A 20,803-nucleotide genomic window follows, 5' to 3' on the forward strand; every position below is an offset into this window, starting at 1 on the left:
GATGATACAAGAACTGCAGGTGCGCCTGCTGCCACAACAAGCCGCTTCCGGGCAGACCATCCGCGAATACGTCGCCCGGGAGAAAGGCATCGATGCCCGCACAATCACCTCCGTCAGAGTGCTGAAGCGGTCGGTCGATGCGCGTCATCGCACCATCTTCATCAACCTCACCCTTCGGCTTTACATCAACGAAGAACCTGCCGACGATGCCTTTACGCCCATCCGATACGGAGACGTGTCAGAAGCCGCCCAAGTCATCGTGGTCGGTGCAGGGCCCGGCGGACTCTTTGCCGCCCTCCGGCTCATCGAACTGGGACTGCGACCCATTGTCGTGGAGCGGGGAAAAGACGTGCACGAGCGCAAAAAAGACCTGGCACGCATCACCAAGGAGCAGCGTGTTGCCCCCGAGAGCAACTACTGTTTCGGCGAGGGAGGCGCGGGAGCCTATTCCGACGGCAAGCTCTACACCCGCTCGAAGAAACGTGGAAGCGTGGAGAAAATACTCAGCGTGTTCTGCCAGCATGGCGCCTCGACCGATATCCTTGCCGATGCCCATCCGCATATCGGAACCGACAAACTGCCGCAAGTCATCGAAAACATGCGCAACACCATCCTCCGATGCGGCGGTGAAGTGCACTTCGAAACCAAGATGACCCGCCTCATTATCGAAGGCGACAGCGTGAAAGGTTGCGTGGCAGGCGGAAAAGAGTGGATAGGACCAGTCATTCTCGCCACCGGACATTCAGCCCGAGACGTCTATCGCTATCTCTCAGAAGCGAAAATCGACATCGAGCCCAAAGGTATCGCCGTCGGCGTGCGACTCGAACATCCCGCGCAGCTCATCGACCAGATACAATACCATCGCAAAGACGGGCGGGGAAAATACCTCCCAGCCGCCGAATACGCCTTCGTGACGCAGGTCGAAGGGCGCGGAGTCTATTCCTTCTGCATGTGCCCGGGAGGCTTCGTCATCCCCGCAGCCACCGACAAGGAGCAGCTCGTCGTCAACGGCATGAGCCCCAGCAGCCGAGGCACCCAGTGGAGCAACAGCGGAATGGTCGTCGAAGTGCGCCCCGAAGACATCCCGGCAATGTATGACCAAGCCCCGGCAGACACACTCTCCGTGATGCACTTCCAGGAACACCTCGAGCGCATGGCATGGCAGCAGGGAAACATGCGGCAGACAGCACCCGCACAGCGCATGGCAGACTTCGTGAACAACCGCCTCTCATACGACCTGCCACGCTCCTCATACGCCCCCGGACTCCTCTCGAGCCCCCTGCACTTCTGGTTGCCGGCAGCCATCTCGCACCGCCTGCAAGAAGCCTTCAAGACATTTGGCAGACAGGCTCACGGCATTCTCACCAACGACGCCACGCTCATAGCCATCGAGACACGCACATCGTCGCCCCTACGCATCCTGCGCAGCCCCGACACCCTCCAGCATGTGCGCATCAGCGGACTATTCCCCTGCGGCGAAGGCGCCGGCTATGCCGGTGGCATCGTCTCGGCAGCCATCGACGGCGAGCGGTGTGCCGAAATGTGTAAGGAATTGATGGGGTCCTGAAACTGCGTCATAGTGTTGTTTCGAAATCTCGCTGTCATGCGGTGTAAATTCGGTGAAGATTACCACAAATCATGCCCTGTATAAACATACAGAAAAGGGTGTATAAACATGCAGTTGAACTTTCGTTTTCCAAAAGTTGAAGTTTTGCGCTCTAAAAGTTCAACTTTTGCGTCCTGAAAGTTCAACTTTTGCAAGCTGAAAGTTGAACTTTTGGAAAGCGGCATCTAATCTCTTAAAAATCAACGGTTTACATAATGACTTGCACTCGTTTTACCCTTGCATAAATATACAAAGGCAGCAAGCTGCTAAGCGACGAAATGCGAAATTGTCAAACTTGCGTTGATGAGGTGTGGGCGAACGGGTTGGTAAAGATACGAAAAAGGCTCTCGGTGTATGTGCCGAAAGCCTTTTTCGTTTGCCGGTATTGTATTATTTCCTACAAATTGCTGTAGTCGCCCTCGAATGTGGGGAAGTAGTTGGCGCCCATGCGTCCGCTTGTGAGTCCTAATCGGAGCCATTTCATGCGTTGTGCGGAGGTGCCGTGGGTGAAGGATTCGGGTTGTGAGTAGCCTTGTGCCTTCTCTTGCAGGTAGTTGTCGCCGATGTGCTGCGCGCAGTTGATGGCGTCGCGTATGTCGCTGTCGTCGATGGAGTTGAAGTTCTGGTCTTCGTAGTATCCCCATACGCCGGCGTAGTAGTCGGCAAGTAGTTCGAGGCGTACGCTCAGCTGGTTGGCTTTCGTCTTGCTTGACTGCTGCATTTGTGCGTGGCACTTGCCGAGAATGCCGAGCAGGTTTTCCACGTGGTGTCCCACTTCGTGTGCGATGACGTATGCCCGCGCGAAGTCACCGCCCGAGTTGAGCTGTGTTTCCATCTGTTTGAAGAACGACAGGTCGATGTAGAGCTTCTGGTCGCCCGAGCAGTAGAATGGTCCTACGGCTGAGGTTGCTCCGCCGCATGCGCTCTGCACGCTGTTGGTGAAGAAGACGATGGTGGGTGGGGTGTAGGTCTTTCCCATTCTCCGGAACACTTCTGTCCATACGTCTTCGGTCGATGCGAGCACTTGTTTGCAGAACTTCACTTGTGCTTCTTCCTCTGGGGTTGATACGTATTCGCCGGTGGGTTGTTCCATTTGCTGTGTTCCCACTTGTTGCAGGATGTCTCCAAGATTCAGGTTTCCACCGCCGAGCAGTGAGAAGAGCACCACCATGATGATGCCTCCGATACCTCCGATGCCGGCTTTCATGCCGGTACTCATACCTCTTCTGTCTTCAAAATTTTCGCTTTCGCGTCTTCCGTCAAGTCTCATTTTGATTTATTTTTTTTGATTTATTTGAATGCAAAGATAGCAATATTTTTCTAAAAACGTGTTTTTATCGTTATTTTTTGAGTGGTGTGTGTCAGTTGTCCGTTCCTTATATATATAATAATGTGTTGTGTTTTCTTGTCAGACGGGACTGACAATTTGGTCTTTTTCAGGTGTCAGAACTGACAAGTTGGCGTTTTGGCACGGTTTTCGCTATGAAGGAAAATAGAATTTACTAATTATTAAACAATAAAAAACTTAGAATTATGAACATTCAACCATTAGGAGACCGCGTGCTTGTAGAACCGGCAGCGGCAGAAGAGAAAGTTGGCGGCATCATCATTCCCGATACCGCAAAGGAGAAACCTCTACACGGAAAGATTGTGGCTGTGGGCAACGGCACGAAGGATGAGGAGATGATTCTCAAGGCAGGCGACGAGGTGTTGTACGGAAAATATTCGGGCACGGAACTCGAGCTTGAGGGTGTTAAATATCTGATGATGCGCCAGAGCGATGTACTGGCTATTATCAAGTGATTTTTGGAATGACGTAATAACGAAATAACGAAAAAATCATATAACTATGGCAAAGGAAATAAAATTTGAGATGGAAGCCCGCGACCTTTTGAAGAAAGGTGTCGATCAGTTGGCTAACGCAGTAAAAGTGACATTGGGTCCGAAGGGGCGCAATGTGGTGATTGAGAAGAAGTTCGGTGCTCCGCAGATAACGAAAGACGGTGTGACCGTTGCGAAGGAGATTGAACTGGAAGACCACTTTGAGAATACCGGTGCGCAGCTGGTGAAGAGCGTGGCTTCAAAGACGGGCGATGATGCCGGTGACGGTACGACGACTGCCACCATCCTTGCACAGGCAATCGTGACGGAAGGTTTGAAGAACGTGACCGCCGGTGCCAACCCGATGGACCTGAAGCGCGGTATCGACAAGGCTGTCAAGGCTGTGGTGGAATACATCCAGGGCAAGGCAGAGAAGGTGGACGACAACTACGACAAGATAGAACAGGTGGCGACCGTCAGCGCAAACAACGACCCCGAAATCGGTAAGCTGCTGGCTGACGCTATGCGCAAGGTGTCGAAAGACGGTGTCATCTCTATCGAAGAGAGCAAGAGCCGCGACACACACATCGACGTGGTGGAAGGAATGCAGTTCGACCGCGGCTATCTGTCGGGCTATTTCGTGACCGATACCGACAAGATGATGTGCGTGATGGAGCATCCTTACATTCTTATCTACGACAAGAAGATTTCTAACATCAAGGAGTTCCTGCCTATCCTGCAACCTGCAGCCGAGAGCGGACGCCCGTTGCTCGTCATTGCTGAAGACGTTGACTCTGAAGCGCTGACGACACTCGTTGTGAACCGCTTGCGCTCGAACCTGAAGATATGTGCCGTGAAGGCTCCGGGCTTCGGCGACCGCCGCAAGGCAATGCTCGAAGATATCGCCGTGCTGACAGGCGGAACGGTTATCAGCGAAGAGAAAGGTCTGTCGCTGGAGCAGGCAACACTCGAGATGCTCGGAACGTGTGAGAAGGTGGAAATCTCGAAAGACAACACAACCATCGTCGGTGGTGCCGGAACAAAACAGGCGATTGCCGACCGCGTGGCAGCTATCAAGAACGAGATTGCCAACACGACCAGCTCTTACGACAAGGAGAAACTCCAGGAACGTCTGGCAAAACTCTCCGGTGGCGTGGCTGTGCTCTATGTAGGTGCTAACAGCGAAGTGGAAATGAAGGAGAAGAAAGACCGCGTTGACGATGCGCTTTGCGCTACTCGTGCAGCCATCGAGGAAGGCGTTGTTGCCGGTGGTGGTATCACCTATATCCGCGCACTCGATGCTCTGAAAAAAATAAAGGGCGACAATGCCGACGAGCAGACGGGTATTAACATCGTTGAGCGTGCCATCGAAGAACCGCTCCGCCAGATTGTTCTCAACGCTGGTGGCGAAGGAGCAGTTGTCGTTCAGAAGGTGCGTGAGGGCAAGGACGACTTCGGTTACAATGCCCGCACCGATGCTTATGAAGACATGCGCAAGGCAGGTGTCATCGACCCGGCGAAGGTTGCCCGAGTGGCACTCGAAAACGCAGCATCAATCGCAGGTATGTTCCTCACGACAGAATGCCTGATTGTTGACAAACCGGAAGACACTCCGGCAATGCCGATGGGTAACCCGGGCATGGGCGGTATGATGTAATCAATAACATGATTGTTTGAATATGAAAGAAGGCTGGGCAGCGGAAGTTGCCCGGCTTTTTTGTTCATATACCTGGGCGTGATTCCGAATAAATAGCTTCCGACCGAAGAATAAAAGTGAACCTATTCTTGCTCGCTTAATCGGATTTTTTCGTAATTTTGCAAACAGAAGAAAAGAATGAGACATGGAGCAGCTATTATCACTCTATGAAAAATGGAAGGGGCAGCAGCCCGCCAAGGTGGACAAACTGGCAGGTGCGGGCAGCAACCGCACCTATTATCGCCTGTGCGATGCAGATGGCGAGAGCGTCGTGGGCGTCATCGGCACGAGCCGTGACGAGAACCACGCCTTCACGTACCTTGCCAATCACTTCACACATCGTCAGTTGCCCGTTCCCCGAATCCTTGCCGTGAGCGACGACGGCATGCGCTATCTGCAGAGCGATTTGGGAAGCCGTTCGCTCTTTGATGCCATTCAGGGCGGCAGGGAAGCAGGCGGAAGATACAACTTGGAAGAACAAGAACTCTTGAGGCGCACCATCCGCGAGCTTCCGAACATACAGATACGCGGCGCGAGAGGATTGGAGTGGGAGAACTGCTATCCGCAGCCGGAGTTCGATATGGACGGGGTGATGTTCGACTTGAACTATTTCAAGTATTGTTTCCTGAAGGCTACCGACCTTGATTTCCATGAGTTGAAGCTCGAAGCCAATTTCCGCTTGCTGGCAAAAGACCTCACCGAAGAGAAGATGGACAGTTTCCTCTATCGCGATTTCCAGGCGCGCAACGTGATGCTCGATGCTGACGGCAACCCTCATTTCATCGATTTCCAAGGCGGAAGGAAAGGACCTGTCTATTACGATCTGGCGTCGTTCCTATGGCAAGCGTCGGCGAGATATTCCCCCAAGTTGCGTCAAGAACTGGTCAAGGAGTATTACGAGGCGCTGAAAAACTATACCGAAGTGCCGTCAATACGCCATTTCACTCACCGACTGAACCTGTTTGTCCTGTTCCGCACCCTGCAGGTGCTCGGTGCTTACGGCTTCCGCGGATATTTTGAGCGCAAGAAACATTTCATCGACAGCATTCCTCCGGCAATAGAAAATCTGCGTGAGTTGCTTGCAATGAATGTTCAGGGAGACGAAAACGATGAAGAGTCAGCCCCGATGGCTTTCCCTTACCCATACTTGATGGACTTGTTGCAACGGCTGACAGAGCTTCCGCAATTTGCGCCTACACAGGAAACGAAGAAACAGCGTTCGGATGGTTACAAGACAACAGACAGCACCGTGTATGATGCGAATCCGAAAGACGGTCCTGCAACGTTCTCGAAATATGACGGTAAGGGACCGCTCGTCGTGCGCATATTCAGCTTTTCTTTCCATAAAGGAATACCGGAAGATGAGAGCGGCAATGGTGGAGGCTACGTGTTCGACTGCCGTTCCACGCACAACCCTGGTCGTTACGAGCCATACAAGCAGATTACAGGACTCGACGAGCCCGTCATTCGCTTCCTGGAAGACGACGGGGAGATTCTCACCTTCCTCGAGAGCGTCTATCAACTTGCCGACCACCATGTGGAACGATACATGCAGCGCGGTTTCACTTCGCTGATGTTCTCCTTCGGTTGTACGGGCGGTCAGCACCGTTCCGTCTATTGCGCACAGCATCTGGCGGAACACATTCATGAGAAGTATGGCATTGAGGTGCGCGTGTGCCACCGCGAACAAGGCATCACGCAAGTATTGAAATAGGAAATGGATAAGAATAAAAGAAAGCAGGCAACCAAACGGCTGCCTGCTTTTCTTATTGATAGCTTTAAGAAGTAGGGCAAGGAGTTGGAACGCAACTAATTATGCCACTTTGAGAGCGACTGGAGCGGTTTCTTTGGCAACTGTTTCCAACTCTCAGTAGGGGTGTATTCGACGTCTTTCATTACACTATACTTCTGCGTCTGTTGCTTATGGGTGAGATAGTTCGTGCTCACCTTCTCGGCAATACCCGTATTTCTCGCCATCGTCTCATGCTCCTCGCCGATGAGGAAGAAATCGCCCTGCTGGAATCGGAACATGTAGGTGTCGTTGTAGTTGTTCCAACTGCCGCTGCTGAAGAAGGTGCTTTGGTCCAAGCGCAGCACACCCCTGGCGGTGACGGAAAGCATGTAGTCTATTATCTCGTTATCATTGTCGATAGCCGACAAAGCATCGTACACGCGCCAACGGACATAGCGGTCGCCGCCTTTTCCCCAATAGACGGCAAGCTTGGGAGCCATGTTCCGGCGAGGCGGAAGCGCTATCAACACCATATCCTTGATGCCGTCTTTGTTCAGGTCGCCGTAGGCATGGCTACTCGTCCATCCTTCAGGCAGCACATCCTCTGCCGATGCACCTTCAGGTTTCAGGGTTTGCGCCTCAGTTATGGAAGGCAGCAAGGTTAGCAACAATAGAAAAACTTTCTTCATCATCATTCTGAGTTTGTTTATAAAGGAAATGGTTGAGTAAATCTGTCGGTTACAAAGATAGAAAAAATCCTAAAAACAGCAAGCAGATGGTAAAAATATTTATGATTGTTTCTCGGTCATGTATTTCCAATATCTTCGGGGCATGTCGCTGAGTTGTTTGCGGGGATTCATGCGTTCCTTGATGCAGATGGCTTTGAAGTAGGTCTGCCAGAGGTTTTGGAACAAGCGGTCGTTCTCGCTTAGGATTCCCTCGCTCATTTTTCCATCTTCAAGCGAGAAGGGCAGGGTGTTTTCGTCTTCAAAGGTGATGCGTGTCAGCGCCTCGTCTCCAGTCTCCGAGGGTGAGTAATAGTAGCCGTATTTGTGCTTGGCGTCATAGATGAGCCACGCCTGGTCGCCAAAGCGGTCGCGGAAGTGGTCGATGATGAGTGGCAACACGTTGTTGTCGGGCGAGACGACACCGAGGTAGGTTCCGTCTTTTGCTTTTTGGAATCGGATGAATTGTTTCATTCTCAGCTGTTCGTGCATCACTCGCCGTGCCGTGTTCGTCACGTGGAGCACGTCGGCATCGGAGAAGTTGCGCTCAACGGATTTCCCCGTTTTGAACACCTTATATATATAATGTAGGAGCGGTGTGCTCAGTTCCTTTTCCTCTGAGAGCCAGCTGACCATAATGAGCCGCATGGCTTCTTTCGTGAGCAGCTTTTCGAGTCCTTTCCATACCCTTGACGCTTTCTCTTCGGTGGTTGTGACGTGCCAAGTCTCGTCACAGAAGAGCGGCAGTTGCTCGCCTTCACCCATCAGCATGTCGGGCTCTTGATGCCGGAAGAAGGCATCGAAGACGGCAGAGAGCACACCGTCAAATGTCTGGTCGAAAGTATAGACGAGCACGTTTTTTTCTTTGTTTAGAAGTCGAGTGTGAGTTGTCGTTCTGCGGCGGCTCTTTTCTGTTGAGCCTTGCTAATGAGCAGTGGGCGCAGGCGTTCGGGGCGAAGTTCGTTGATGCCGATGATGGGTTGCGAGTAGGTGGCAGTCAGTTCGCCGCAGGTGATGAAGTATTTCGCCTTTTTCATGACTACACCCATTTTCTTCAGGTGATATGAGGTGATGCGGTTGAAGCGTCGCGAGTTGACAATGAGCCATGCCGACTTCGTCCCTATGCCCGGCACGCGTAGAATCATCTCGTAGTCGGCGCTGTTGATGTCTATGGGAAACACCTCCGGGTGGCGTAGTGCCCATGCCAGTTTCGGATCGATGTCAAGGTCGAGGTGTGTGTGTTTGTCGTCCACGATTTCATCCACTCTGAAGTGATAGAAGCGCATCAGCCAGTCGGCTTGGTAGAGTCGGTTTTCGCGCACCAACGGCGGTTGTTTCAGCACAGGCAGCCGTTTGTCGTACGTGTTCACGCTGATGTAGCCGGAATAATACACACGCCGCATGGACGGTTGTCCGTAGAGAGCCGACGACATCTTGAGTATGTCGCGGTCGGTTTCCTTTGTGGCGCCGACAATCATCTGTGTGGATTGTCCTGCCGGCACGAATCGCGGGGTGTGTCGGTAGCGTCGTCGGTCTTCCTTGTTCTCCAATACGCCTTGTTGTATGAGTTGCATCGGTCGGAACACGCTTTGATGGTCTTTCTCCGGTGCGAGCTGTTTGAGCGAATCTTCCTTTGCTATCTCGATGTTCACGCTCATGCGGTCGGCGTATCGTCCCGCTTCGGTCAGCAATTCGCGGCTTGCCCCGGGAATGGTTTTCAGGTGAATATACCCGTTGAAGCGGTGTATGGTCCGCAGGTCGCGTACGATGGCTGTCAGCCGTTCCATCGTATAGTCGGGGTTGCGCACCACTCCGCTCGAGAGAAAGAGCCCTTCGATATAGTTCCGGCGATAAAACTCCATCGTGATTTCTTCCAGTTCGCTGACGGAGAGGGTTGCCCTTTGGATGTCGTTCGAGCGGCGGTTGATGCAATAGGCACAGTCATACATGCAATGGTTCGTGAGCATCACCTTCAGCAATGAGATGCACCGCCCGTCGTCGGCAAACGAGTGGCAAATGCCCACGCCGCCGACAGTATTGCCCACCATGCCTTTCTTTCCTCCTCGCACAGTTCCGCTCGACGAGCACGAAACGTCGTACTTTGCCGATTCTGTCAGTATTCGTAGCTTTTCTATGGTCTTTTCCGTCAGCATAGGTCTGACAAAGGTACGTTTTTTTTAGAAGAAAAGCGATGAAAAAGAAAAACTTTTCACGCAAAAAGTTGTATCTTTGCACCGCCCTTAGAGATTCGGACAATCCCCGCCAAGCGAGGGGATGCGTAAGGAAAAAAAGGGGGGGTACATGATTATGAACTGGATATTGTTAGTCGTTGCAGGACTTTGCGAGGTGGGATTCACCTATTGCCTTGGTCGGGCAAAGTCGGTTACTGGCATTGAGTGGTGGGCATGGATGGGAGGATTCCTCGTTTTCACGTTCATCAGCATGGGATTGTTGGCAAAAGTGACGCATTCCCTGCCGCTCGGAACGGCTTATCCTGTGTGGACAGGCATCGGAGCTGTGGGAACGGTGCTCATCGGAATTTTCATCTTCCATGAACCGGCAACCTTTTGGCGACTCTTTTTCATCACGATGCTCATCGTCTCCATCATCGGATTGAAGATGATATCATCATAGCGAACAAGCAAAAAAGTGAACGAAAGGCGTATGAGCAAGCAAGCCATGATATTTGCAGCAGGATTGGGGACACGTCTCAAACCACTGACCGACACGATGCCAAAAGCATTGGTGAGGGTAGGGGGAGAGCCGCTGCTCAGACACGTCGTCCTCCGCCTGAAAGACGCAGGATATACGCATATTGTCGTCAACGTTCACCACTTCGCTCAGCAAATCATCGACTATCTGGTAGCCAACGACCATTTCGGCATCGACATACGTATCTCCGATGAGCGTGAGGCGCTCTTGGAAACAGGCGGAGGTATCAAGAAAGCCATTCCCTTGTTCGACGACGAAACTCCGTTGCTCATCCATAATGTCGATATTCTCGACAACGTCGATTACGAGTGGTTCTACCGGCAGCACCTCGACAGCGAAGATGCCGTGTTGCTCGTGAGCCGGCGGAAGACCAAGCGCTATCTCCTTTTCGACCATGCCATGCGGCTGATGGGATGGATGAATGTGGAGACGGGGGAAGTGAAGAGTCCGTTCCCATGGCTGCGCAATGCCAAGGTTACTATAGATGACAGTTACAGAGCGATTGTCAGCGAACAGCGTCCACCGTTTGAAACCTCCTCCACAGAGGGCGGATTGGAGGAGGCTCTCTATGCCTTTGCTTTCTCAGGTATCCATTCCTTCTCGCCCCGCTTGTTCCCCTTGATGGAACGCTTCCCCGAGCGTTTCCCCATTATGGACTTCTATCTGCAGACCTGCCATCGTACCCGCATCTATGGCTGTATCAAAGATGACCTCCACATCCTCGACGTAGGCAAACTCGACTCACTCGACGCTGCTGAAACGTTCCTCCAGGAGCACGTCTGACTATGCTTCTTAAAATGTAAATACTATGTTTGTGCGACGCAAATGATATGTTTGCGTGGTGTAGATGTGGCGTTTTTGCGATACGTTTCTTGCACGGATGATTTTTTTTTGCTAATTTTGTAGCACAAAAGAATGCCATGATATCAAAATGTCATAATGTCGTAATAACGAAATAACGTAATACACCATTATAAAAAATGAAGCCATGACTCAGAAAATTATCATTCTCGACTTCGGTTCGCAAACCACCCAGCTGATTGGTCGCCGTGTGCGTGAACTGGATACGTTTTGTGAAATTCTCCCGTACAATAAGTTTCCCGTAGGCGATGAATCAGTCATCGGAGTGATTCTCAGCGGCTCGCCATATTCCGTTCACGACCCCGAGGCATTTCAGGTTGACCTCAGCCAATTTGTAGGAAAAATACCCGTGCTGGGCATCTGCTATGGGGCGCAATTCATCTCCCACACAAATGGTGGAAGAGTGGAGAAGACCGATACGCGTGAGTATGGTCGTGCGCATCTGCAAACGGTTGATACTCAGAATGCTCTCTTTAAAGGATTCGAGCAAAACTCACAGGTGTGGATGAGTCATGGCGACTCTATCACCGCCATCCCCGAAGGCTTCAAATGTATCGCTTCGACGGCAGATGTGAAGTATGCAGCCTATTGGGCTCCCTCTCCACTTGGCATGGGCGGGAGTGAGGCTTCCGTCTGGGCAGTTCAGTTTCATCCGGAGGTGTTCCATTCCGTTCAGGGTTCGTTGCTGTTGAATAACTTTGTGGTTGACATCTGCGGCTCTCGACAGGATTGGAGCGCAGCCTCATTCATCGATACGACGGTGGCAGAGCTGAAAGAGCAGATTGGCAGCGACCGTGTCATTCTCGGTCTTTCCGGCGGTGTTGACTCGAGTGTTGCCGGCGTTTTGCTCAACAAGGCAATCGGTAAGAACCTCACTTGTATTTTCGTTGACCACGGCATGTTGCGCAAGAATGAGTTCGCGCAGGTGATGGAAGACTATAAAGGCTTGGGATTGAACGTCATTGGAGTAGATGCCAGTGAGAAGTTTTTCGCTGATTTGAAAGGCGTGACCGACCCCGAACAGAAGCGGAAAATCATAGGTCGCGACTTCGTTGAGGTGTTCAATTCGGAGGCGAAGAAGATAACCGATGCCCGCTGGCTGGCACAGGGCACTATCTATCCCGACTGCATCGAGTCGCTCAACATCACGGGCAAGGTCATCAAGAGCCATCACAACGTGGGCGGACTCCCCGAAGAGATGCACTTGCAGTTGTGCGAGCCATTGAAGTGGCTGTTCAAAGACGAGGTGCGCCGTGTCGGTCGGCAACTCGGAATGCCCGAACATCTCATCACCCGGCATCCGTTCCCGGGACCGGGACTGGCGGTGCGCATACTTGGCGACATCACTCCCGAGAAGGTGCGCATCCTGCAAGATGCCGACGATATCTACATCCGCGGCTTGCGCGAATATAAAGAGAAACTCACGGGAGAAGCTGCGCGCCGAGTGTTGGCTGCGGGTGTTCCCGCACAGATGCAGGATGGCGAGATAGAAGTTTCCCTTTACGACCAGATTTGGCAGGCAGGAGCCGTGTTGCTCTCTACCGTCCGCAGCGTCGGTGTGATGGGCGACGAGCGTACCTATGAGCATCCTGTAGCCCTGCGCGCCGTGACCAGTACCGATGCGATGACAGCCGACTGGGCGCATCTGCCTTACGACTTCATGGCGAAAGTGTCTAATGAGATCATCAACAAGGTGCATGGTGTCAACCGCGTCTGCTACGACATCTCCTCCAAACCGCCTTCGACTATAGAGTGGGAGTAGGAGTGGAGAATAAGAAAAAAGAAAAGGCATATTACAGTCCCTTTCATCTTTTTTTCTTATTTTTGCAAACCAAAATACAAATGGAATTGATTTATGCCAGAGAAAACAAATAACACGAAACCGCGTGCACGCAAGACGCAGGAGATAGACATGTCGTATGGTCATCTGCAACCGCAGGCGACGGATATCGAGCGAGTGGTGCTCGGTGCTTTGATGATTGATGAGGACGCCTTTTCGGTGGTGAGCGAACGTTTGCACCCCGAGACATTTTATGAGCCGCGCCACCAGAAGATATACCATGCCATACAAGCGCTGAGTATCGAAGAGCGTCCGGTGGATATCATGACCGTGACCGAACAGCTGAAGCGTGAAAACGAGTTGGAAAATGTGGGCGGTCCCGGATATATCGTCGAGCTGAGTTCGCAGGTGGTATCTTCCGCCCATATAGAATACCATGCCCAGATTCTTGCGCAAAAGCATCTTGCGCGACAGTTGATAACGTATGCCAGCAAACTGAGTACGTCTGCGTTCGACGAGACGGTGAACGTAGATGAACTGATGCAGGAGGCAGAGGCGCAATTATTTGAACTGTCGCAGAAGAATATGCGCTCCGACTATATGCATATCGACCCCGTACTGAAATTGGCTACCGAGGCGATTCAGAGTGCGGCGAGCCGGCAGGAGAATGGATTGACGGGAATCCCCAGCGGCATGGACGACCTGGACAAGATTACGGCAGGATGGCAGCCGAGCGACTTGATTATCATAGCCGGACGTCCTGCAATGGGAAAGACATCGTTCGCCCTTTCCATCGCGAAGAATATTGCCGTTGACCACCAGATTCCAATCGCTTTCTTCTCGCTTGAAATGACTAACGTGCAGTTGGCTAACCGCTTGATATCGAATGTCTGCGAAATCTCAGGTACAAAAATCCTTAGCGGACAGCTTGACAAGGAGGAGTGGATGCGCTTCGACAAGATGATCAGCAGGTTGTATGGAACACCTCTTTATGTGGACGATTCGTCCAACTTGTCGATTTTCGAGTTGCGTACAAAGGCACGGCGACTGGTGCGCGAGAAAGGCGTAAAAATCATCATGATAGACTATCTGCAGCTGATGAATGCCAGCGGAATACGCTTTGGAAGCCGTCAGGAAGAGGTCTCGACCATCAGCCGTTCACTCAAAGGACTTGCCAAGGAACTGAATGTGCCGATTATAGCCCTTTCACAGCTGAACCGTAGTGTGGACACACGCGATAATTCGGTGGAAGGAGTTGACGGCAAGCGTCCGCAACTGAGCGATTTGCGTGAGTCGGGTGCCATAGAGCAAGATGCCGATATGGTGATTTTCGTCCACCGACCGGAATATTATAAGATATATGAAGACAACAAGAACGGAAACCTGCGTGGAAAGGCTTTTGCCATCATAGCAAAACATCGTAAAGGCGCTACGGGTGATGTCTTGCTTGCATTCAGGCAAGAATATACACGCTTTGAGAATAATCGGAATACGTCAACATCCTATGCCGCTCCACCGGCAGGCGGATATATCGATTCAAAGATGAACGGCCCCGAAGGCGACCCGTTCGGCGGAGGCGACATGGAACGCCCCGCATTTTTAGAGGGATGATAAACAGATAAGACGAACATCGCATGAAAAAAATAATATTGATATATGTATGCCTGCTGACAGTACTCGGACAGGCATCTGCACAATCTTCAGCTGTGCAGAAAGTGGGACGCTCGGTCTTCACGCTGACAACTTATAGCGAGGATGGTACGGTAATCGCCACCTCGCACGGCTTTTTCATTTCTTCCGACGGACTGGCACTCAGTGAGTGGAAACCCTTTATCGGTGCAGTGCGGGCGGAAGTGACAGATGGCAGCGGAAAAACCTATCCCGTGGATTGCGTCTGTGGTGCCAACGAACTCTACGACGTGGTAAAGTTTCGCGTCGAAGGACGTTTCACACCCGTGACACTGGCAAAAACACCGTCCGACAAGGAGAGCAAGCTGTGGGCAGTGTCTCCTTCCGCTAAAAAAGCTTCGACGATGGAGATGAATGTGTCGCAGACGGAGAAATTCATGGACACCTATTTATATTATGTTTTGACGCCATCGGTAGAGCCGGAATTGACGGGATGTCCGTTGGTCGCTGCGAACGGAGAGGTCGTAGCTCTGCTGCAGCCCTCTTCAGAGGCAGGCAAAAGCTCCGGTACGAGTGCCCTCTACATAGCATCTTTCAAACCGGAAGCACTGTCGGCAAATAACTCAACTTTGCGACGCACAAAAATCCGTATCGACTTGCCCGATGACAAAGAACAGGCGTTGCTGCCGTTGATGATGTCAGCCGAACAATATGACTCTGCTGCATATGTTGCTTTGGTAGAGTCATTTATCAAAAAATTCCCAACGGCACACGACGGATATGTCACACGCGCCGGAATCAGCATGGCTGCCGGCGATTTCGAAAAAGCGACACGCGACATGGAGACGGCGCTTAAATATGCAGAGAAAAAGGATGAAGTACACTTTGCCTACGCCAATCTCATCTATCAGAAAGAACTCTATCAGGCAGACAAACCATATACCGCCTGGAGCCTTGACAAAGCTTATGAAGAAGCGCAAAAAGCATACGATGTCAGTCCGCTGCCCATCTATCGCCACTTGCAGGCACAGATAGATTACGTCAAGGGCGACTACCAAAAAGCATACGACACATTTATAGACCTGACCAAAACGCCGATCAGAAATTCAGAACTCTATTATGAAGGAGCACAATGCAAGAAAATGCTGAATGCTCCGCAAAGCGAAGTGCTGGAGCTTCTTGATAGTGCGGTCGCTGTTTGTCCGAAACCATTGCTGCCAATATCGGCTCCCTACCTCTTGGCAAGGGGAATGTATCTTGAAGAAATCGGGGAATATCGCCGTGCTGTCAGGGATTATAATGTGTATGACACTCTGATGGTAGGAAGGATAGGAGCAGACTTCTACTATATGCGCGAGCAGTGCGAGGTGAAAGGAAAACTCTACAAGCAAGCACTCGAAGACATTAACCGGGCAATCATGCTCGCACCGGGCGAGCCGATGTACCTTGCAGAAAAAGCATCGCTGCTTCTTCGCGTGAACATGAAAGAGGAAGCTTTTGCCACCGCCGACAACTGCGTCAAAATGGCACCGGAATATGCAGAAGGTTACTTGCTGAGAGGGCTGGCAGCCGTTCAGCAAGGGCGGAAAAAACAAGGGCTTGACGACCTGCAAAAGGCAAAAGAACTTGGAAATGAGCAGGCACAATCGCTCATTGATAAATACAAATGACAACTTTCTAAAATAGAGAAAACAAAGACAAAGGTTGCAAACTTTCTGTCCAAATATTTGGTGGCAAACCGAAAAAAGACTAATTTTGCAGCCGATTACGATGGTTCCGTAGCTCAGTTGGATTAGAGCAACAGCCTTCTAAGCTGTGGGTCTTGGGTTCGAGCCCCAACGGAATCACGAAATGACAAGAGACCGGAAATTAGAAGTTGATTCTGATTTCCGTTCTTTTTTGTCGATGAATTTTGACGGAACAAAAAAATAAGTCCTTTTTGTTTTGCACTTTACATTCTTTTTCGTACCTTTGCAGCCGCTTAATGTAAACCAGTTGAATGAGAAACGACAAGAAAAAAGAAAATCAGTATCGAGTGAACGAACAGATTCGGGCACGTGAAGTGCGTGTCGTCAGCGATGGCGAGTCTTCAGTGATGCCTTTGCGCCAAGCGTTGGACTTGGCTCGCCAGGAGGGTGTTGACCTTGTGGAAATATCTCCCAATGCACAGCCGCCAGTTTGTCGCCTCATCGACTATTCCAAATTCCTCTATCAGCAGAAAAAACGCCAGAAAGAAATGAAGGCGAAGCAGGTGAAGGTGGAAGTGAAAGAAATTCGTTTCGGTCCGCAGACGGGCGAGAACGACTACAACTTCAAACTTAAGCATGCCAAGGAGTTTTTGGAAGAAGGTAACAAAGTGCGCGCTTTTGTCTTTTTCCGTGGTCGCTCCATTCTGTTCAAAGAGCAGGGAGAAGTGCTTCTGCTCCGTTTTGCCAACGATTTGGAGGAGTACGGAAAGGTTGAACAGTTGCCGGCACTTGAAGGCAAGAAGATGGCAATCATCATGTCGCCGAAGAAAGCGGGCGTAGCTAAGAAGAGCCAACAGAAGATGGACCGTGAGAAACGTGAGGCGGAAGCCAAGGAGACGGCTCGTCAGCAGAAGGAAGCGTCGGCAGTGGAGAATGGATTGCTCGCCAATGCGAAGATTAGTAGCGATGCCCTTGAAAGACTGAAAGAACAGGAATGAGAAGAACGCGATGCGCGTAACGCCCGGTATATGCGTTGCCGCTCGTAATTTAATAACAATTTAAAACAATAAAAACAATGCCAAAAGTAAAAACAAACTCCGGAGCTAAGAAGCGTTTCCGCTTCACCGGAACAGGCAAGATCAAGCGTAACCACGCTTATCACAGCCACATTCTGACAAAGAAAACAAAGAAACAAAAACGAAATCTGGTGCACCAGACACTCGTTGACAGGTCGAACATGAAGCAGGTACGCGATTTGCTCTGCCTCCGTTAATCACATTAAAAATTAAAAAGGAGAAAAATTATGCCAAGATCAGTAAATCACGTTGCTTCTAAAGCAAAAAGAACAAGAATCCTGAAACTCACGAAAGGTTATTTCGGAGCCCGTAAGAATGTTTGGACAGTAGCCAAGAACACTTGGGAGAAAGGTCTCACCTATGCTTATCGCGATCGTCGTAATAAGAAACGTACATTCCGCGCATTGTGGATTCAGCGTATCAACGCTGCTGCACGCATGGAAGGAATGAGTTATTCGCAGTTCATGGGCGCTATGCACAAGGCTGGTATCGAAATCAACCGCAAAGTACTGGCTGACCTCGCAGTAAACAATCCCGAAGCCTTCAAGGCGATTGTGGCAAAAGTGAAGTAAAAAGAATGAATATATTTGACGAGAGTGGCGGCAGCTTCCAGACGGGGCTGTCGCCACTTTTTTGTGGTTATTAGAGAAATCTTCAGATATTTTTTGTAGATTTGTATGCTGAAAACATAAATAAAGATGACTCACGAAGCATTTACTTTGACACATGTCACGGCAACCATTCCGTTGGAAGACTATGTGCGCGATTACCGCGACAAGGAGCGTTTTATGGGCTATTGCAAGCAATGCGGTCAGTATGGGAAGCGTTGGTCGTGTCCGCCTTATGACTTTGATGTTGACACCTATATCGCCGGCTATCAGCAAGTGATGATTCTCGGCACGAAGATTACGTTCGACGAGGCGTACCGCCATTCGTTTACTACTGCGAAGGAACGCAATGAAGCATCAAACGAGGCGATGGAGACTGCCATCAAGCTGATGGACGAGTGTCATCGCCAATTGGAAAAGGAATACCCCGGTAGTCTTTCGTTTACGGGAGCCAAATGTTTCCTCTGTGCGCCTGAGCCGTGTGCACGGTTGAAGAACGAGCCTTGCCGTCACCCGGAGCAGATGCGTCACTCCTTGGAGTCGGTGGGCTTCGACATCAGCAAGACAGCCAGTCAGTTGCTCGGCATGGAACTGAAATGGGCAACGGGAATAGAGCTGCCCGAATATCTGGTGCTTGTCACGGCGCTGTTTGTGAAGGGCGAAATCGCCGAAACGCCATCTTCACTTCTTGGTTTTGATGCCCTTCATGCTCAGTGATATGCGGTTTCTCCGATGGTCAACCTCCTTGACGCGCACCGTCACATGCTGATGGAGTTTCACTATCTCGTTAGCATCGCGCACGAAGCGGTCAGCGAGTTGTGAGACATGTACCAATCCGTCTTGGTGAACGCCAATATCGACGAACGCTCCGAAGTTGGTGATGTTGGTGACGATGCCCGGTAGCACCATTCCTTCTTCTAAATCATCAATGGTTTGCACGTTTGGGTCGAACTCAAACTCTTCAATCTGCTCGCGTGGGTCGCGTCCCGGTTTTTCCAGTTCGCGCATAATGTCGGTCAAGGTGGGGAGACCGATGTCTGCCGTGGTGTAGTTTTCGATGCGAATATTCTTTTGGCGCTCTTTGTCGTTGATAAGTTCAGCCACCGAGCACCCGCAATCTTTTGCCATTTGTTCGACGATTGGATAACTCTCGGGGTGTACTGCGCTGTTGTCGAGCGGGTTGTTTGATTCGGGGATGCGCAGGAATCCGGCACATTGCTCGAATGCGCTCTCACCAAGGCGTGCCACTCGCTTGAGTTGTGTGCGTGCGGTGAAAGCGCCATGTTCCCGCCGGTATTCAACAATGTTCTTTGCCAATGCCGGTCCTAATCCGCTGACGTACGTGAGCAGGTGTTGCGATGCTGTGTTCAGGTTGACTCCCACCAGGTTGACGCAACTCTCGACGGTCATGTCCAGACTCCTCTTGAGTGCCGACTGATCCACGTCGTGTTGGTATTGCCCGACGCCGATGCTTTTCGGGTCAATCTTCACCAGTTCAGCCAGCGGGTCCATCAGTCGTCTGCCAATGCTCACGGCACCCCGCACGGTCACGTCTTCATCGGGAAACTCTTCGCGAGCGGTTTTCGATGCGGAATATACCGACGCTCCGTCCTCGCTGACGGTGAAGACTCTGACTGTATGTGTGCCTGCAGTCTCTTTCTCCAGTTCCTTCAATGTGTCTTTCACAAAGTCGCCCGTCTCACGGCTGGCTGTGCCGTTGCCGATAGCAATCGCTTCAATCTGATAATCTTTCAGCATCTTCATGAGGTGCATGGTTGCCTGCATGCGGCGGTTGACGGGAGGGTGGGGGAATATGGCTTCGTGGTGCAGCAGGTTTCCCTGTGCGTCGAGGCAAACCACTTTGCATCCCGTTCGGAATCCGGGGTCGATGCCCATCACCCGCTTTTGTCCTAACGGTGCAGCGAGCAACAGTTGCCGCAGGTTTTCGGCAAAAACGGCGATACATTCTTCGTCTGCCCGCTCTTTGCTGAGGGCAGCAAATTCGTTCTCTATCGACGGTTCGAGCAATCGTTTGTAAGCATCTTCCACCGCTTCTCCTACCAGTTTTCCGCATGGTGAGGAACCTCTGACAAATTGCCGTTGCAGCCGGCTGACACACTCCTCGTTGTCGGCTGATATGCTGACGCGCAGGAAGCCTTCCTCCTCGCCTCGGCGCATGGCGAGCAGCCGGTGTGCGGAGCATCGTTTCAGCGGTTCTGACCAATTGAAGTAGTCAGCGAATTTCTGTGCATTTTCCTCTTCGGCTTTTGCTTTTACGACCTTGGACGAGATGGTGGCGTGTTTGTTGAACATCATTCGGATGGTGTTGCGTGCCTGTTCGTTTTCGCTGACTTGCTCGGCGATGATGTCCATGGCTCCTTTCAGTGCGCTCTCAACGTCTTCCACTTCGCCTTTCACAAATCGCTTTGCGGCTTCGTCCGGGCGTTGCTCGCGTTGGAGCAAAAGTAGTTGTGCAAGCGGTTCCAGTCCCTGTTCGCGTGCCACTTGTGCCCGTGTGCGCCGTTTGGGTCGATAGGGCAGGTAAATGTCTTCCAGCTCGGTTGTGTTCCAACATTCCTCGATGCGTTTCTGGAGCTCGGGCGTCATGCGTTCCTGTTCGGTGATGCTTTTGGTGATACTCTCCTTGCGTTTGGCAATCTCTTTATACTTATTATATAATGTGGCAATCTGCCCGATTTGTATTTCGTCCAGTCCTCCTGTGCGCTCTTTCCGGTAGCGTGCAATAAACGGGATGGTACATCCCTGCTCGAGTAGCGCCAATGTGTTTTCCACATTGCCTTCTTTCAGTGCCAGTTCGCTGGCAATCATTTTCGTGAATATATTCATGTCGGTCTCGGTTTTGTTTGTA

General features: G+C 51.3%; 18 protein-coding genes and 1 tRNA gene. 14 read left to right on the top strand and 5 right to left on the bottom strand.

The genetic code is table 11. The features are described 5' to 3' along the window. Window position 1: 1 nt before the first annotated feature. The gene (locus GRF55_RS04480; RefSeq protein ID WP_220369335.1) at window positions 2–1,567 is read left to right on the top strand and encodes an NAD(P)/FAD-dependent oxidoreductase; all 1,566 of its coding nucleotides are present in this window, start codon (window positions 2–4) and stop codon (window positions 1,565–1,567) included. Between the two features lie 436 nt (window positions 1,568–2,003). Here GRF55_RS04480 and GRF55_RS04485 read toward each other — a convergent pair whose 3' ends face one another. After that, on the bottom strand, window positions 2,004–2,876 hold the full coding sequence (locus GRF55_RS04485; RefSeq protein ID WP_220369336.1) for a neutral zinc metallopeptidase: 873 nt from the start codon (window positions 2,874–2,876) through the stop codon (window positions 2,004–2,006). A 263-nt stretch (window positions 2,877–3,139) separates the two neighbouring features. Between GRF55_RS04485 and GRF55_RS04490 the strand changes: the two genes are divergently transcribed. The 3 genes from GRF55_RS04490 (at window position 3,140) to GRF55_RS04500 (ending at window position 6,837) form a co-directional block, all read left to right on the top strand. Beyond that, on the top strand, window positions 3,140–3,409 hold the full coding sequence (locus GRF55_RS04490; RefSeq protein ID WP_220369337.1) for a co-chaperone GroES: 270 nt from the start codon (window positions 3,140–3,142) through the stop codon (window positions 3,407–3,409). A gap of 46 nt (window positions 3,410–3,455) precedes the next feature. Further along, window positions 3,456–5,084: a chaperonin GroEL gene (gene groL, locus GRF55_RS04495; RefSeq protein ID WP_220369338.1), complete on the top strand. Its 1,629-nt coding sequence runs from the start codon at window positions 3,456–3,458 to the stop codon at window positions 5,082–5,084. A gap of 184 nt (window positions 5,085–5,268) precedes the next feature. Further along, window positions 5,269–6,837, top strand: a complete 1,569-nt coding sequence (locus GRF55_RS04500; RefSeq protein ID WP_220369339.1) for an RNase adapter RapZ — start codon at window positions 5,269–5,271, stop codon at window positions 6,835–6,837. 95 nt (window positions 6,838–6,932) lie between these two features. Here the strand turns inward: GRF55_RS04500 and GRF55_RS04505 are convergent, their stop codons facing one another. From GRF55_RS04505 to GRF55_RS04515, 3 genes are all read right to left on the bottom strand, one after another. Further along, window positions 6,933–7,550 (bottom strand): hypothetical protein, encoded by a 618-nt coding sequence (locus GRF55_RS04505; RefSeq protein WP_220369340.1) that lies wholly within the window; start codon window positions 7,548–7,550, stop codon window positions 6,933–6,935. Window positions 7,551–7,643: 93 nt separating this feature from the next. Continuing rightward, window positions 7,644–8,435, bottom strand: a complete 792-nt coding sequence (locus tag GRF55_RS04510) for a TIGR03915 family putative DNA repair protein (protein ID WP_220369341.1) — start codon at window positions 8,433–8,435, stop codon at window positions 7,644–7,646. Window positions 8,436–8,449: 14 nt separating this feature from the next. Next, a complete protein-coding gene (locus tag GRF55_RS04515) occupies window positions 8,450–9,733 on the bottom strand; it encodes a putative DNA modification/repair radical SAM protein (protein ID WP_220369342.1) in 1,284 nt (427 codons plus the stop codon). A gap of 154 nt (window positions 9,734–9,887) precedes the next feature. Between GRF55_RS04515 and GRF55_RS04520 the strand changes: the two genes are divergently transcribed. The 10 genes from GRF55_RS04520 (at window position 9,888) to GRF55_RS04565 (ending at window position 18,651) form a co-directional block, all read left to right on the top strand. Continuing rightward, entirely contained in the window at window positions 9,888–10,214 is a 327-nt protein-coding gene (locus GRF55_RS04520; protein ID WP_220369343.1) for a multidrug efflux SMR transporter, read from the top strand. Window positions 10,215–10,244: 30 nt separating this feature from the next. Continuing rightward, window positions 10,245–11,075 (top strand): nucleotidyltransferase family protein, encoded by an 831-nt coding sequence (locus GRF55_RS04525; protein ID WP_255563838.1) that lies wholly within the window; start codon window positions 10,245–10,247, stop codon window positions 11,073–11,075. Window positions 11,076–11,280: 205 nt separating this feature from the next. Further along, a complete protein-coding gene (guaA, locus tag GRF55_RS04530) occupies window positions 11,281–12,915 on the top strand; it encodes a glutamine-hydrolyzing GMP synthase (protein ID WP_220369344.1) in 1,635 nt (544 codons plus the stop codon). Between the two features lie 93 nt (window positions 12,916–13,008). After that, window positions 13,009–14,544 (top strand): replicative DNA helicase, encoded by a 1,536-nt coding sequence (gene dnaB / locus GRF55_RS04535; RefSeq protein WP_220369345.1) that lies wholly within the window; start codon window positions 13,009–13,011, stop codon window positions 14,542–14,544. 23 nt (window positions 14,545–14,567) lie between these two features. After that, window positions 14,568–16,232, top strand: a complete 1,665-nt coding sequence (locus tag GRF55_RS04540; RefSeq protein ID WP_220369346.1) for a hypothetical protein — start codon at window positions 14,568–14,570, stop codon at window positions 16,230–16,232. A gap of 102 nt (window positions 16,233–16,334) precedes the next feature. Continuing rightward, window positions 16,335–16,409 (top strand) — tRNA-Arg (locus GRF55_RS04545). Between the two features lie 152 nt (window positions 16,410–16,561). Then, window positions 16,562–17,248 carry a translation initiation factor IF-3 gene (gene infC, locus GRF55_RS04550; RefSeq protein WP_220369347.1) on the top strand — a complete coding sequence of 229 codons (687 nt, stop codon included), beginning with the start codon at window positions 16,562–16,564 and terminating at the stop codon, window positions 17,246–17,248. 77 nt (window positions 17,249–17,325) lie between these two features. Next, on the top strand, window positions 17,326–17,523 hold the full coding sequence (rpmI, locus tag GRF55_RS04555) for a 50S ribosomal protein L35 (protein WP_220369348.1): 198 nt from the start codon (window positions 17,326–17,328) through the stop codon (window positions 17,521–17,523). Between the two features lie 30 nt (window positions 17,524–17,553). Beyond that, window positions 17,554–17,898 (top strand): 50S ribosomal protein L20, encoded by a 345-nt coding sequence (gene rplT / locus GRF55_RS04560; protein WP_220369349.1) that lies wholly within the window; start codon window positions 17,554–17,556, stop codon window positions 17,896–17,898. Between the two features lie 126 nt (window positions 17,899–18,024). Beyond that, the gene (locus GRF55_RS04565; protein ID WP_220369350.1) at window positions 18,025–18,651 is read left to right on the top strand and encodes a DUF2284 domain-containing protein; all 627 of its coding nucleotides are present in this window, start codon (window positions 18,025–18,027) and stop codon (window positions 18,649–18,651) included. Here the strand turns inward: GRF55_RS04565 and GRF55_RS04570 are convergent. Next, on the bottom strand, window positions 18,616–20,781 hold the full coding sequence (locus tag GRF55_RS04570; RefSeq protein ID WP_220369351.1) for a Tex family protein: 2,166 nt from the start codon (window positions 20,779–20,781) through the stop codon (window positions 18,616–18,618). The two genes, GRF55_RS04565 and GRF55_RS04570, sit on opposite strands and share 36 nt — an antisense overlap. Between the last annotated feature and the right edge of the window lie 22 nt (window positions 20,782–20,803).

The sequence above is a fragment of the Prevotella sp. Rep29 genome, assembly GCF_019551475.1.
Classification (GTDB): domain Bacteria; phylum Bacteroidota; class Bacteroidia; order Bacteroidales; family Bacteroidaceae; genus Prevotella.